This window comes from Rhodococcus sp. 14-2483-1-1 (genome assembly GCF_002259335.1).
GTDB lineage: Bacteria > Actinomycetota > Actinomycetes > Mycobacteriales > Mycobacteriaceae > Rhodococcoides.
Genome location: NZ_NPFX01000015.1, coordinates 102,185 through 116,295 on the forward strand (window position 1 = coordinate 102,185; position 14,111 = coordinate 116,295).

General features: G+C 63.6%; 11 protein-coding genes. 5 read left to right on the forward strand and 6 right to left on the reverse strand.

Features of this window, described 5'->3' with window-relative positions; translation table 11 throughout:
• Nucleotides 1-8: 8 nt before the first annotated feature.
• From CH294_RS15840 to aroQ, 4 genes are all read right to left on the reverse strand, one after another.
• On the reverse strand, nucleotides 9-1,520 hold the full coding sequence (locus CH294_RS15840) for an NlpC/P60 family protein (RefSeq protein WP_037153577.1): 1,512 nt from the start codon (nucleotides 1,518-1,520) through the stop codon (nucleotides 9-11).
• Between the two features lie 166 nt (nucleotides 1,521-1,686).
• Entirely contained in the window at nucleotides 1,687-2,259 is a 573-nt protein-coding gene (locus CH294_RS15845) for a vitamin K epoxide reductase family protein (RefSeq protein ID WP_037153576.1), read from the reverse strand.
• A gap of 20 nt (nucleotides 2,260-2,279) precedes the next feature.
• Nucleotides 2,280-3,032, reverse strand: a complete 753-nt coding sequence (locus CH294_RS15850) for a thioredoxin domain-containing protein (protein ID WP_242640202.1) — start codon at nucleotides 3,030-3,032, stop codon at nucleotides 2,280-2,282.
• Between the two features lie 31 nt (nucleotides 3,033-3,063).
• The gene (gene aroQ, locus CH294_RS15855) at nucleotides 3,064-3,498 is read right to left on the reverse strand and encodes a type II 3-dehydroquinate dehydratase (RefSeq protein WP_170944754.1); all 435 of its coding nucleotides are present in this window, start codon (nucleotides 3,496-3,498) and stop codon (nucleotides 3,064-3,066) included.
• Nucleotides 3,499-3,571: 73 nt separating this feature from the next.
• Between aroQ and CH294_RS15860 the strand changes: the two genes are divergently transcribed.
• The gene (locus CH294_RS15860) at nucleotides 3,572-4,861 is read left to right on the forward strand and encodes an MFS transporter (protein WP_094738479.1); all 1,290 of its coding nucleotides are present in this window, start codon (nucleotides 3,572-3,574) and stop codon (nucleotides 4,859-4,861) included.
• Nucleotides 4,862-4,953: 92 nt separating this feature from the next.
• Entirely contained in the window at nucleotides 4,954-6,645 is a 1,692-nt protein-coding gene (locus CH294_RS15865) for an MDR family MFS transporter (protein WP_037153574.1), read from the forward strand.
• 71 nt (nucleotides 6,646-6,716) lie between these two features.
• On the opposite strand, the gene CH294_RS15870 is transcribed toward CH294_RS15865, so the two are convergent.
• Nucleotides 6,717-7,406: a TetR/AcrR family transcriptional regulator C-terminal domain-containing protein gene (locus CH294_RS15870; RefSeq protein WP_249305318.1), complete on the reverse strand. Its 690-nt coding sequence runs from the start codon at nucleotides 7,404-7,406 to the stop codon at nucleotides 6,717-6,719.
• 406 nt (nucleotides 7,407-7,812) lie between these two features.
• On the opposite strand from CH294_RS15870, the gene CH294_RS15875 reads away from it, so the two are divergent.
• The 3 genes from CH294_RS15875 (at nucleotide 7,813) to CH294_RS15885 (ending at nucleotide 12,189) form a co-directional block, all read left to right on the forward strand.
• Nucleotides 7,813-9,312, forward strand: a complete 1,500-nt coding sequence (locus CH294_RS15875) for an ice-binding family protein (protein WP_094738481.1) — start codon at nucleotides 7,813-7,815, stop codon at nucleotides 9,310-9,312.
• 180 nt (nucleotides 9,313-9,492) lie between these two features.
• Complete coding sequence (locus CH294_RS15880) at nucleotides 9,493-9,999, forward strand: class F sortase (RefSeq protein ID WP_052077441.1); 507 nt, start codon at nucleotides 9,493-9,495, stop codon at nucleotides 9,997-9,999.
• 102 nt (nucleotides 10,000-10,101) lie between these two features.
• Nucleotides 10,102-12,189 carry a glycosyltransferase family 39 protein gene (locus CH294_RS15885; RefSeq protein ID WP_170944745.1) on the forward strand — a complete coding sequence of 696 codons (2,088 nt, stop codon included), beginning with the start codon at nucleotides 10,102-10,104 and terminating at the stop codon, nucleotides 12,187-12,189.
• Nucleotides 12,190-12,273: 84 nt separating this feature from the next.
• On the opposite strand, the gene CH294_RS15890 is transcribed toward CH294_RS15885, so the two are convergent.
• Nucleotides 12,274-14,061 (reverse strand): HNH endonuclease signature motif containing protein, encoded by a 1,788-nt coding sequence (locus tag CH294_RS15890; protein WP_094738551.1) that lies wholly within the window; start codon nucleotides 14,059-14,061, stop codon nucleotides 12,274-12,276.
• Nucleotides 14,062-14,111: the final 50 nt, after the last annotated feature.

Below are 14,111 nucleotides of genomic sequence, written 5' to 3' on the forward strand. Positions count from 1 at the left end.
GCGCGCACCTAGACGATGTGACGGGCGCGCATACCGTCGAACACCGGTGCCACTCGAACCACGTCACCGGTGGTGGGAGCATGCACCATCTGGCCGTTCCCCATGTAGATCGCCACGTGTCCGGGTCCCGCAGGTCCCCAGTTCCCGAACAGCAGATCGCCGGGCTGCGCCAGTTCCATCGGAACCTCGGTGCCGACGTTCCATTGTGTTTCGGAGGTCCGGGGCAGCGTCACCTTCCCGCCCGAGGCCTTGAACAGGGCGTACGACGTCAGACCGGAGCAATCGAATCCACCACCGGACGGACCGTTGATGTTTCCGCCACCCCATACGTAGGGCAGCCCCAGGTAGTCCATCGCCAATTGCACTGCCCGGCCGCCCATTCCGGTGAGGTCGAGCCCCGCGAACGGGGTCAGTATCGAGGCGAACTGCGCCTCGGTCGCCCTGATGCGGGCCACATACGGCTTGGTCTGTGTCTCGTAATCGACTGTGCCCGAGGGCATACCGCCTGATCGCAGCACCGCTCCCGCGCCCGCGTTGTATCCGGCGAGGGTCAGGTCGAGTGTGTCACCGGAGACCTTGCCCTCTCGCTTCCAGCCGTCGACCTGCCCGTAGATGTCGCACAGCATCGTGCCCGACGCCATTACTGCGTCTCCGACGCTGTTGACGTCGACCACGCCGTTGCCGTCGTAGTCCTTGCCGTAGGTCGCCCACGTGCCCGGCATGAATTGCCCCGGTCCCTGTGCGCCGGTGCTCGAGACAGGCGCCGTCGGACCGTACCGAAAGCCATTCTCGGCGGCATAGAGTGCGGCGATCGTGGTGCCTTTGACGCCTCCGCAGATGTTGCCTGCTTTCTGCAGCCACGGCACGAAGGCGGTGATGGCTCCCACCGCCCCCAAGCCGATCGGGCCCACATTGATACCGGTGAACGTGACGGGCAGCCCGGGAAAGAGTGCGCGCCGAATGGCCTCGGCCGACGCCATGAACGCCGTCTGGGTGGCGATATCGGCTGCGGTGTACGTGCGGCCGGCGAACTGGACTGCACCGGCACCGAGTGCGGCTGCAGTTGACGAGAGAGCGGTTGACGAGAGAGCACTCGGCGCGAACACGCTGAACGGAAGTGGGGCAGACGGGGAGCCGGCAGCAGGTACAGCCGCAGCGGCAGTGGGGAGGGCAGCCAGTGCATCTTCCGCCGCGGTCGGCACCGCTACATCCTCGGCCGCCTCGATGTCTTCCACCGTCGGAAGGTTCGGGAGCATCGGCTCGACGGCAGTGTGCAGGCCGTCCGCGGCGTCGGACAACGTGCGATCGGCGATGTCGGCGGCAGGCTCGGGCATGGTGCCCAGGAGTTCGGTCCACTGATCGCTCATCGTCTTCGCCTGATCCTCGGCGTTGGCGGCAATTTCTGCGGCCTGATCCGTCACTGCCTGATCGGGAATCGGAGCCGGGGCGTCGGTTCCGGCGACAACACCGGCGGCGGACACGATGACGGCAACGATGACTGCGAATGGATCGCCTGCCATGTATCGACTCCTGCTACTCGAACGATCTTCCCCGAGCCAGGAGCTGTGATCAGTCTCACTCGGGTGCTGTACCCATCATGCACGGTGCAGTCGATCGACTCATGAGTTTTGCGAAACTGTCGGAGCGGCGAAACTCAGAGCTGCGAAACTGTCAGAGCAGCGAAACTCAGAGCAACGAGGTCCAGTAGTCCGAGAAGCGGATTCCGATGAGCGCGATGACGATTGCGTACCACACGGCGAGCAGCGTCCACCGCCATTCGAGGAAAAGACGGCCGATCGTGCCACCGTTGTTCGGGCCGGTGCTGATCAGGCGGCTCAGAGCCAGCACGAACAGCGGCATCGTCACGGCCCACACCACCATGCAGTAAGGGCACAGTGCGCCGATCTCGTACAGGCTCTGGACTATCAGCCAATGCACGAACACTTCACCGAGCAGCAGGCCGCCACTCATGCCGAGCCAGAACCAGTGCGGCAGTTCGACGCGGCCGAGCCACAGCACCCCGGCGACGAGCGCAACCGAGAACGCGACGATGCCCAGGATGGGGTTCGGGAAGCCGAAGAGCGCAGCCTGTTTCGTCACCATCACCGATCCGCACGAGAGCACCGGATTGAGGCTGCACGACGGTACGTACGACGCGTCCTCGAGCAACTTGAATCGCTCGATCGTCAGGGTCAGCGCAGCGAGTAGCCCGATCGCGCTGAAGACGGTGAAGACTGCGGCACCGACGCGGGTCCTCATGCTCTGGTACCGGCTGCCGCTCAGTTACCGGCTGCTGCAGCGGCGGAGAGGATGTTCTCCGGAGTCGGGTTGGAGACGTCGGTACCGTTGACGCGCACGCTCGGCGTCCCGTTGATGCCTTCGCCTATGACGGACTGCGTCTGGCTGGTGACCCAATCGGTGTAGCTGCCGTCGGTGATGCACGACGCGGTGGCGGGGGAGTCGGCACCGGCGGAGGTGGCGATCTCGACGAGCTTGTCGTCGGTCAATCCGGTGCCGTTCTCCGCGGGCTGCTCCGCGAACATGGAGTTGTGCCAGTCCATCCAGCTGTCCCGGTCGTTTTCGGCGACGCAGATCGAGGCGCTCGCGGCACGCGTCGAGTACATCGTGCCGTTCGAGAAGCGGTCGAGAATGGAGATGGGTCGGTAGTCCACCGCGACGTTGCCCGCGTCGGCCAGCTGCTGCAACGTCGACCCGCTGATGGACTCGAAGTTCTTGCACGCCGGGCACTGGAAGTCCTCGACGACACTGATGACGGTGGTGGCGTCGGGATTACCGAAGCGGATGGCACCGGTGTCGGTCAACGACGTGGGCGTCAGCTGCTGGCCCGGTGACGAGCTCGTGGCGGGAGATGCCTCACCCGACGTCGAGTTCCTGTTGACGATGAACAAGGCAATTGCTGCAACGAGCGCGATGAGAACCACAGCCACGACGATCTGGATCAGCGTTCGGCGATTCTTGTCGCCGTTCTGCATAGCCCTGATGTCTTTCGATGCCTTGTTGCTGGTGTTCACGGCGACCAGTTTATGCAGGGCAACCTGAGCGTCAGATGAGAGCAGCCAGTCGTTCGATGGCGAAGCGGTATCCGTCGATGCCGAGTCCGGCGATGACGCCACTGGCGATAGGCGACACGAAGGAGTGGTGTCGAAACTCCTCACGGGCGTGCACGTTGGAAATGTGCACCTCGATGATCGGGACCTCCGGGATGACGAGTGCGTCGCGCAGCGCCACCGAGGTGTGCGTCAGTCCACCGGGGTTGATGACGATGCCCGACGCCACCCCGCGGGCCTCGTGGATCCAGTCGATGATCTGACCCTCGTGGTTGGACTGTTCTGCTTTCACGGTGAGTCCGAGGTCGGCGGCGGTCTTCTCGCACAGGGCGACGACATCGGCGAGGGTGGCGTGGCCGTACACCTCGGGCTGCCTGGTGCCGAGCATGTTGAGATTCGGACCGTTGAGTACCAACAGCTGCTTGGCCATGACGTCACTCACTTTCTTGCTCCACGAACTACCGGGTCTGATCATTCCACAGCGTGGTTGACACAATCGTCTCGTGACTACAGGGAGAACCGTGTGGGTGGTGTGGGGCATCGGTGTCTTCGCCTACATCATCGGGGTGCTGCATCGCACGTCGTTCGGAGTCGCTGGTCTCAGTGCGGCGGATCGGTTCTCGGTGTCGCCGTCTCTGCTCTCGTCGTTCGTGGTGTTGCAGGTGATCGTGTATGCGGCGATGCAGATCCCGGCCGGCGTGCTGTTGGATCGGATCGGTTCGCGCAGGATGATCGCCGCGGGCGCGCTGATCATGGCGTCGGCTCAGATCACCCTCGCACTCACCGAGTCGCTCCCGGTCGCGGTGGCCGCTCGCGCGTTCGTCGGCGTGGGCGACGCTCTCACCTTCATTTCGGTCTTGCGGTTGGTGCCGCGCTGGTTCTCCCCGCGGCGGGTGCCGATCGTCTCGCAGCTGACAGGTCTGCTCGGCCAACTCGGTCAGGTGCTCTCGGCGGTCCCGTTCCTGATTCTGTTGAACGGGCCGGGTTGGACGGTCGCATTCGGCAGCGCGGCGGCATTGGGGCTGCTTGCTGTTGTGCTCGTGATCGCGCTGGTTCGAGATCGCCCCGGTGACAGCATCACTCCCGATACCGAGCCCACGTCGCTGCGGCAGACCATCGCGTCCATCGCGGAGGTGTGGCGACGCCCCGGCACCCGCCTCGGCTTCTTCTCCCACATGGGCACCCAGTTCTCGATCACGGTGTTCGCGTTGCTGTGGGGTGTGCCGTATCTGACGTCGGCGCAGGGCCTGTCCGCGTCGACGGCCGGAGCGTTGTTGACGGTGTCGGTGGCGGCCGCGGTGGTGTCGGGCATCGTGGTCGGTCTCCTCACCGGGCGCTACCCGATGCGACGGTCGTGGCTGGTGCTGGCGATCATGATCAGCAATGCCACGATGTGGGCCATCGTGCTGTCGCTTCCCGGGCCTGCGCCGCTGTGGTTGCTGGTGCTGCTCGTGGTGGTGATCTCGGTGGGAGGTCCGGGTTCGGTGATCGGTTTCGATCTCGCCCGCACGTTCAATCCGAGCGCAAATCTGGGGACGGCTCAGGGGATGGTGAACATCGGCGGGTTCCTGGCGTCGCTGTTGGTGATAGCGGGGATCGGTTGGATTCTCGACGCGATGGGCGGCTACACGTTCGACGGTTTCCGGGTTGCCTTGTTCGTGCAGTTCCCGGTGTGGATCGTCGCGATTACCGGCGTTCTGCTGACGCGCCGCAAGACCAGACGAGTGCTCGCGGCGGAGGGAATTCATCCGCACACGATGCGTGAGGTGCGAGACAGGATTCGTCGCAAATAAACCTTTGCTTAGACAGCTTTCTGCGAGCATGCTGGTGGTCCGAATATCGTTGTAGGACACAAGCAAACGCTACGTAAAGGTGCACTAAAGAGATGGTAACCGAGCGAGAAGTGACTCCCGCCAGCGGCGAGTATTCGCACCGCGAGATCATGACCATTCTGTCGGGCCTGATGATGGGCATGTTCCTTGCTGCCCTCGACCAGACCATCGTGTCGACGTCTGTGCGTACCATCGCCGACGATCTCAACGGGTTCTCGGTTCTGGCCTGGGTGACAACGGCCTACCTCATCACCTCCACGGTCTCGACCCCGCTCTACGGCAAGCTCTCCGATCTGTACGGGCGCAAGCCGTTCTTCATGACGGCCATCTCGATCTTCGTCGTCGGGTCCATGCTGTGCGGCATCGCGACGTCGATGTACGAGCTCGCCGCCTTCCGCGCTATCCAGGGCCTGGGTGCGGGTGGTCTGATGTCGATGGCGCTGGCCATCATCGGGGATATCGTGCCGCCGCGTGAGCGCGCCAAGTACCAGGGCTACTTCCTGGCCGTCTTCGGTACCTCGAGTGTGCTCGGGCCGGTCATCGGTGGGCTGCTCGCCGGGCAGTCGTCGATCCTCGGAATCACCGGCTGGCGTTGGGTTTTCTACATCAACGTGCCGCTCGGCATCATTGCACTCGTCGTCGTGTGGCGGGTGCTGAACCTGCCGGTGTACCGACGCGAAGCGCGCGTCGACTGGTGGGGCGCAGTGCTTCTCAGCGTAGGCCTCGTGCCGCTGCTCATCATCGCCGAGCAGGGTCGTGTGTGGGGCTGGAGCTCGCCACGCGCGTTGCTGTGCTTCGGAATCGGCATCGTCGGCGTCATCGCATTCGTGCTCGCCGAGATCAAGATGGGCGACGACGCCCTGATCCCCATGCGATTCTTCCGAAACCCGTTGTTCTCGTTGTGTATTGCCGTCAGCGTCATCGCCGGTGCTGCGATGTTCGGTGGTATCTCTCTGCTGCCGCAGTACCTGCAGGTCGTCAAGGGCTCCTCGCCCACTCTGGCCGGCTACCAAACCCTGCCGCTCGTGGGTGCACTGATGATCGCGTCGATCGTCTCGGGCCGGATGATCTCGAAGACGGGGCGCTACAAGATCTTTCCGATCGTCGGTACCGCGTTGATGGCGATCGCGATGTTCACGTTCCACTACGTGCACGCCGATACTCCGCTGTGGCAGACCATGGTCGTGATGGGCGTGTTCGGTCTCGGTCTCGGTTCGATGATGCAGCCGCTGACGCTCGCCATCCAGAACGCGATGCCGCCCAAGGACATGGGTGTATCGACCTCTGCCGCAACGTTCTTCCGCCAGATCGGTGCGACGGTGGGTGTGGCGGTGTTCCTGTCGATGCTCTTCACTCAGCTGACCCCGAAGACGGGCGATGCACTGATCGCCGCGAGCTCGACGCCGGCCTTCCAGCAAGCGGTGCAGACCGCGGCAAGCAGTTCCGATCCACTGGAATCCGGGTTCGCCCGGGCCATTGCGTCGGGTGACGCCTCGGTCGCCGGGAGTGCGCTGCAGGACAGCTCGTTCATTCAGAAGCTCGAACCCGCACTTGCCGAACCGTTCCGGATCGGCTTCTCGGATGCCATGGACTACGTGTTCCTGGCCGTGTCGATCCTGATGGTCATCGGGTTCGTGCTGGTGCTGTTCCTGAAAGAGGTTCCGCTGCGCACGATGTCGGGGCTGGCCGCAGCGCAGCAGCAGCGAGACGAGGAGAAGGCGAACGAGACCGGCCCCGTGCTGTGAGTGCGGTGACTTCCGATGCTGTGAACTCCGTAGGAGCTGGTTGCGTCGTAAGATCCGGCGGAGTCGAGGTGTCAGCCCGCTCCGCGGACGGTTCGGACGAGGCCCTCGAACAGCGCGTCGAGTCCACGCTCGAGCTCGAGGGCACCGTCGTATTCTGTGATGAGGGGTGGCAGCGTGGACAGCAGCGGAAATTCGTCGATGGGTAGCCGACGCAATGCCAGGGTCAGCCGGTCGCCGGTCTCGTCGGGGTTCTCGGTGATCTCCTGCGTTTCGCTCAACAGGTGTCCTCGTAGAAACGATTTGAGCGTTCGGTAGGTCGACAATGCCTCGGGCACGCTGAACCCATTGGCGGACAGCAACGCCAGAACGCCCTCCAGTGATCTCAAAGATCTGGTGGTGCCCAGTCCCATCGGAGTCGACTGCGGCCGAGTTGCCAGCAGGATCACCGCGTTCGGATGCTGTAGGGCGAGTTCGCGATAGTGCCGGGCGAAGATCCTCAGCTGGCCCTGCCAATCGGGGTCTGTTCGGTCCACGGTGACGAGCGTGATGAGTATCGAATCGGCGATTGCGTCGAGTAGTGCTTCCTTCGTCGGGAGATACCGGTACACCGTCATCGGATCACGATCGATCGAAGCGGCCAGGCTGCGAATCGACAGGCTGTCGAGTCCGGTGCGATCGATGATGGACAGGGCCGCCGACACCACGTACTCCCGGTCGATCTTGTCGGGGGCGTACCCGTCGTAATGGTCTACCGGTGACAACGAACAGCACCACCTTTCCGGAAATCGAGTAAACGACATTTGGACGGTTTTTTGCCTGTAAACAAACTCGTTGTCCTGCAGGTGTTTTCGCTTGACCCACCAGTTTACACGTGATGTGCTGTAGCCCTACACCGTAGAGATACGGGGAAACTCTTTTTCGCGGAGTGGGGCACGAGCCTCCGCACTTCTTACTCCGATCGCCATGTTGCAAAAAGCCGGCAGGCGATGCCATCGAAGTGCACAGACCGCGAGACCTCGACGCCCCTGGTTTATGCCAGTGAACATCGTCGAACGTCGCGAAATCATTTGCAACGCAATCGAACTCGTCGGGGGATCGATGCGCGTGATTTACGAAGCGAGGCAGCAGGCCCGCTTCTTCCCCCACCAGCAGATCGGTATGTAATCCATGCATGCTTCGCAGCGCACCCATGCGTCCACCATCACCGGCCGCAGCAAGACGCTCATTCCCGTCGTAGGAACAATTGCCCTGGCCACCAGCGCGCTTATGCTGGTCAATGCCCCTCTGGCCCTCGCTCAGCCCACAACCGTCGAACTCGGCACCGCCGAGAGCTATGCCGTACTGGCCGGTTCCAAGATCACGAACACCGGACCGTCGAGCATCAGCGGCAACGTCGGAGTGAGCCCAGGCGTCGGTGTCGAACCGTTCATCACAGGATTCCCACCGGGAGAGCTCACCAGCGGAGTCATAAATGACCGCAATTCGGTTGCAGCGCAAGCAAAAGCGGACCTGAGTACCGGATACGACGACGCGGCCGGACGGCCGGGAGCAACCTCGACCGGAGTCGAACTCGGCGGGCAGACGCTGCTGGCCGGGTTGTACGGTTCTGGCACGCTCGGCCTCACCGGAACACTGACACTCGATGCGCAGGGCCGATCCGATGCCGTGTTCATCTTCCAAGCTGCATCCACGTTGATCACGGCGTCCGACAGCAGTGTCTCGCTGATCAACGGGGCCAACCCCTGCAATGTGTTCTGGCAGGTCGGGAGCTCGGCCACTCTCGGTACCAACACCGATTTCGTGGGCACGATCATGGCGCGGGCGTCGATCACCGCGACCACGAATGCCGATGTACAGGGACGGCTACTGGCTCTGGATGGTGCCGTCACCCTCGACTCGAACACGATCACCAACCCGGGTTGCGGAACCACAGAGCCTCCCGTCACCACTACTCCTTCGGTGACCACGACTCCGCCGGTGACCACTACTCCGCCGGTGACCACCACGCCTCCGGTGACCACTACTCCGCCCGTGACCACGACGCCTCCGGGTGATGGTGGCGGTTCCCCGGGTGATGGTGGCGGTACCCCGGGCACTCCGGGCGATGGTGGCGGTACGCCGCCGATTGTCATCGAAGTGCCCCCGATTCCGGGCCTACCCCCGATCCCCGGCATCACGATCCCGCCGATCCCCGGTGTCCCGAACGTGCCGAATCAGCCGAATCAGCCGAACGTGCCGAATCAGCCGAACGTGCCGAACGTGCCGAATCAGCCCAACGTCCCGAATCAGCCGAACGTGCCGAATCAGCCGAACGTGCCGAATCAGCCGAACGTGCCGAATCAGCCGAACGTGCCGAATCAGCCGAACGTGCCGAATCAGCCCAACGTCCCGAACCAGCCCAACGTCCCGAACCAGCCGAACGTGCCCGATCAGCCGAACACGCCCGGAGTTCCGAATCAGCCGAACACTCCCTCCGGCCCGGATCAGCCGGGTACGTACAACCCGGGTGGGCAGATCACGCAGATTCCCAATGGTGGCGTCGATACCGGTGACGGCAGCACGGTCACGCAGTCGACCAGTGCGTCGGCCGTGACGATGTGGACTCTTCTCGCTCTGCTCACGGTCGGGGCAGTATCGGTCACGATGATGACCCGACGTCGGCGCTGATCTGTGAGATCCGCAGTCACGGAGTGCGCACCTCCGGCTGAATCTGCTCGCACCGCGACCCTTTCCCGGGTCGCGGTGCGAGCAGTGGCCGCTGCCTGCTTCATGCTCCTGTTGCTTCTCACCGGTTGTGCAACGCCTTCGGACGAAGCGCCTACGGAACGCACTTCAGCGTCTCCGGCCGTGTCCACTCAGGCACCCGATACCTCTTCCGGTGATGTTGCAGCGCAAACGAACTCACCGGCGGCCGGATCACCTCCCGCCCGCATCGACATTCCAGCGATCGACGTCGGTTCCGACGTGATGGGTCTCGGTCTACGTTCGGACGGTTCGATGGAAGTTCCGCCGGGTGGTTTTCCCGCAGGCTGGTACACGGGGTCGCCGATCCCGGGCCAGTTGGGGCCGTCGATCGTTGCCGGACACGTGGATTGGGGTGGCAGCCCGGGAGTCTTCTATCGACTTCGGGATCTCGCGCAGGGTGACGACGTCACCGTCACGGACCAGGAGGGCGGTACCGTCCGCTTCGTCGTCAGCGCGGTGGAGCAGTATCCGAAAGACGCGTTTCCCACCGACAAGGTGTACGGCGACATCGATCATCCCGGCCTGCGCTTGATCACCTGTGGCGGCGAGTTCGACTCGGACATCTCCAGCTACGACGACAACATCGTCGTGTACGCCGATCGCGTCTGACCGAGCTCACGCGTTCACAGCAACCTCGCAGGCTGCTCCCAGCCGGGCCGACGGTCCATCGCACACTCTCGTAGTCGACAACTTCGACGAACAGGATTTGCGATGACTGCCCAAATCGACCGACCGGCCGCGATACCCCCGTCGCACGCCCGCCAGCCGTCCTGGCAGGACACGTGGTGGTATCGCCGCCGGCACCTGCTCGGGCTGCTGATTCTGCTCGCGGCCACCGCAACCCTGTATTTGTGGAACCTGACCGCAAGTGGTTACGCGAACACGTTCTACGCCGCGGCGGTGCAGGCAGGCACCAAGGACTGGACGGCGTGGTTCTTCGGATCACTCGATTCCGAGAACTTCATCACCGTGGACAAGCCACCGGCCGCACTGTGGGTGATGGGACTGTCGGCCCGTCTGTTCGGGTTCTCGAGCTTCAGCTTGCTTCTCCCGCAAGCCTTGATGGGTGTCGCCGCAGTGGCAACGGTGTATGCCGCGGTCAAGCGGGTCGCGAATCCCACTGCCGGCTTGCTCGCCGGCTTCACTCTGGCGTCCGTTCCTGCCGCCGCGCTGATGTTCGACTTCGACAATCCCGACGCGTTGCTGGTGCTGCTCATGACTCTCGGCGGCTACTTCGTCGTGCGCTCTCTGCAGACATCGGCCGGTCGACGGGCCGCGATGTGGCTGGCCTTCGCCGGCGTGGCGCTCGGGTTCGCGTTCCTGACGAAGATGTTGCAGGGGCTGCTGGTGTTGCCCGCGTTCGGTCTCACATATCTGGTTGCTGGACAGGCACAATTGCGCGCAAGACTGCTGCATCTGGTCGGTGCGTTCGCGGCATTGGTCGCCGCCGCCGGCTGGTGGGTGGTGACGGTTCAGCTGTGGCCGGAAAGTGCGCGCCCGTACATCGGCGGGTCCACCGACAACACCGTGATGGATCTGGTGCTCGGCTACAACGGGCTCGGTCGTATCTTCGGTAACACCGGTGGAGGCGGCATGGAGGCTCCAGCCGGAATGAGCGCGGGGGCAGCGGGATCGAGCTTCGGAGGGTCGACCGGCCTGGACCGCCTGTTCGGCAGTGAAATGGGAATCCAGATTTCGTGGCTGATCCCTGCTGCTCTGGTGGCGCTGGTCTTCGGTCTGATTGCTCGTGGTCGAGCGCCGCGGACCGACCTGCTGCGTGCGTCCCTGATTCTGTGGGGCGGTTGGTTCTTGGTGACGGCGCTGATCTTCAGCTACATGTCCGGCACGATCCACCCGTACTACACGGTCGCGCTCGCTCCTGCACTTGCGGGCATGATCGGAACCGGCGGCTACGCACTGTGGCTTCGGCGCGAATCCATCTGGGGCAGAGCGGGTATGGCGGCGATGATGATTGCGGCCGGTACCTGGAGTTGGGTGCTGCTGCACCGCAACGCGGATTGGCTGCCGGCGTTGAAGTGGATTCTGTTGGCGGGAACCATCCTTGCGGCCGTGATGATTCTGCTGGCCGGGCGGTACCGAAAGCTCACTGCCGCTGCGTTGATCCTCGGAGCCGTGGCCGGTCTCGGCGGTGGCGCTTCCTATGCGATCGCCACGACGACGAACGCGCACAGTGGATCCGTCCCCACCGCAGGCCCGACCGGTGCCGTCACCGACAGCGGCCCTGGCGGTATGCCAGGCGGTGGTATGCCGAGTGGTGGAATGCCGAGTGGTGGTATGCCGACGGGAGCGATGCCGGGCGATGCGATGCCGGCTGATGCTGCGTCGGGCGATGATGCGAGCATGCCGGCTGATGCTGCCGATCTTCCGGCCGGCTTCGGCAGCGGCGACCTGCCGAGCGGTATGTCGATGGGCGGTATGGGTGAGACCGACGAGGAGTTGACGGCTCTGCTCGAGTCCACGACCACGCGGTGGTCCGCTGCTGTGAACGGTTCGATGTCTGCAGCCGGATACGAGTTGGCGTCCGATACGGCAGTGATGGCGATCGGCGGATGGAGCGGCGATCCCACCCCGACTCTCGACGAGTTTATCGAGTACGTCTCCAATCACGAGGTGGCGTACTACGTGTCGGGCGGAATGGGTGGCGGAATGGCGCGCGGGGGCATGGGCGGTGACTCCGCGAGTACTTCCTCGCAGATCCAGGAATGGGTCGAGGCGAACTTCACCGCCAGCACCGTCGGCAGCGCGACGGTGTACGACCTCAGCACCTACACGGGCTGACACCCGCGACGCCGATTGGGCACAGTTGTTCCACCGCAGACACGTCGACTGCGGTGGAACTTCTGCGTACTGACCCGAGATCCATCAGAAAGGCGGAGGATCATCGTCGGGTGCCGACGTAGGTACCGGCGCGGGCAGCGGCTGGACTATCTCGAGGATTGGGGTACCTGCCTGCATCGCTTCACCTTTGGGCCTGCGGTGGACAACGGGAAGATGGCTCAGGTCCGCGAGTTGCGTGGTGCCGGGAACAGTGATCGAGGTGGTGCCGGCATTCGAGACCCAGAACTCGACACCGCCGGCGAGCATCACCGGCGTCCACAACCCCATGGTCTTGAGACTGTGGTGGTAGCGGCACAGGCAGTGCAGGTTGGTGTCGATGGTCCAGCCACCGGACTCGGGGTCGCGATGGAAGTACGGCACGATGTGGTCGATCTCGCATTGCTGGGTCGGGACATCGCAGCCGGGGTGCCGGCACGTGCGGTCGCGGTACCGAATACGTTCTGCAAGTGCAACAGTCGGGCGATAGACGAGGGCTCCGGGTGGAGGCAACACGAGACCTCCATGACCGTCCGGGTGGAGCGCGAGCCCAAGAGCGGGATCTGCGGTGATGGCCGCTTCGCGTTCGGCAACGAAGGTGTAAGTGCCCCGATACGGTGTGGCGACACAGGTGCTTCGCGGTGGTTGTGCGGACTTCGGGGGCCGAGGAACCGAACCGCCGACGCGACGACGACTGCGTCCCAGCGGATGAAACACCACCTGCGACCTGCTGCCGCTGTCGGCGCTGCTTTCGGCGCCCTTGTCTTCAGTGCCCGTGCCATTGTCGGTATCGGTATCGGTATCGGTATCGGTATCGGTATCGGTATCGGTATCGAGGTTTACGAGTGACTCCAGGTCTTCGCCGTAGCCGAGGTTCTCCGCCAAATTGCGGGCTTCGGTGAGGAGGATCTGCCAGTGTGCGTTGTCTGCTAGTTCCCGGGCGTACTCGGCATCGATGGGGCCGTGGCCGGCCAGGTGAGCAGGATTGGACAGCAGACCGGCGAGAGTGGCGAGGTCGACGGTGATCACTGTCAGTGGGGCACGTCGATCAGGACGCACAGTATCGGCCGTGCACGGATTGTCGTCGTCGGGTTCGCACATGCATGCCATCGACGACTCTTGCTGCAGCAGAGCAACATACGCTGCGGCACGCTTCTGCCCCTTGTTTCGCGGATCACGTCGGCACACGGTCGCGGCCATCTCGTTGATCAACTGCCAAGCAGCTGCGGCGTCGGCGGCGGTGAGGTCGGCTTTGAGCGTCGAGAGCACGTCTTTGTCGGTGTACGTGACGTTGGTGTGTCGTTCCAGGTCCTTGCGCAGAGCGGCAGCCTGCTCGGGCGCGATGCGGTACATGATCGACCAGATTTCGGTCGCCAGCGGACCCGGTGACAGACGTCGGGCAGCGTGCAGAACCTCCCCTTGGACGGCCGTCGCGGCGTTCTGCGTCAGATTGTGGGTGCACCGGTATATCGCGCGGACCCGGGGCAGATCGAGTTCGCCGGCCTCGAACGCTGCTGCAACATCGGTAAGCCGGAGCCGTAAGTCCATGCCGATCTCGGCGTACGTGTTCGCTACGGTCTTCGAGCAACCCAGAACGTGCGCAATCTCCGACGCCGCGTAATTGCCGGCATCCTGAATGATGTCACCAACGAGCACGTTCTGATGAATACACGCGTCCCAGATCTCGGCGGCTACAGCCACTTTCCGTGCGCACGCCTGATTCTCCAGCATCGCGACATCTCGAATCTCGGCCAGAGAAGCACCCTCGATGTACGGCTTCGATTGCGGCCCGAGATAGGCCGCGAATCGACTGCGCGTCGAGCTGAATGTGGTCATTGTGTGGTCGCCCCCCGGCGGATGGTCCAACAAGACGTAGAACGTATGTT

Coding starts and splice junctions, on each gene's coding strand:
- CH294_RS15840 (WP_037153577.1), bottom strand. CDS start 1,520: ATGGCAGGCGATCCATTCGCAGTCATCGTTGCCGTCATCGTGTCCGCC.
- CH294_RS15845 (WP_037153576.1), bottom strand. CDS start 2,259: ATGAGGACCCGCGTCGGTGCCGCAGTCTTCACCGTCTTCAGCGCGATC.
- aroQ (WP_170944754.1), bottom strand. CDS start 3,498: ATGGCCAAGCAGCTGTTGGTACTCAACGGTCCGAATCTCAACATGCTC.
- CH294_RS15865 (WP_037153574.1), top strand. CDS start 4,954: ATGGTAACCGAGCGAGAAGTGACTCCCGCCAGCGGCGAGTATTCGCAC.
- CH294_RS15875 (WP_094738481.1), top strand. CDS start 7,813: ATGCATGCTTCGCAGCGCACCCATGCGTCCACCATCACCGGCCGCAGC.
- CH294_RS15885 (WP_170944745.1), top strand. CDS start 10,102: ATGACTGCCCAAATCGACCGACCGGCCGCGATACCCCCGTCGCACGCC.
- CH294_RS15890 (WP_094738551.1), bottom strand. CDS start 14,061: ATGACCACATTCAGCTCGACGCGCAGTCGATTCGCGGCCTATCTCGGG.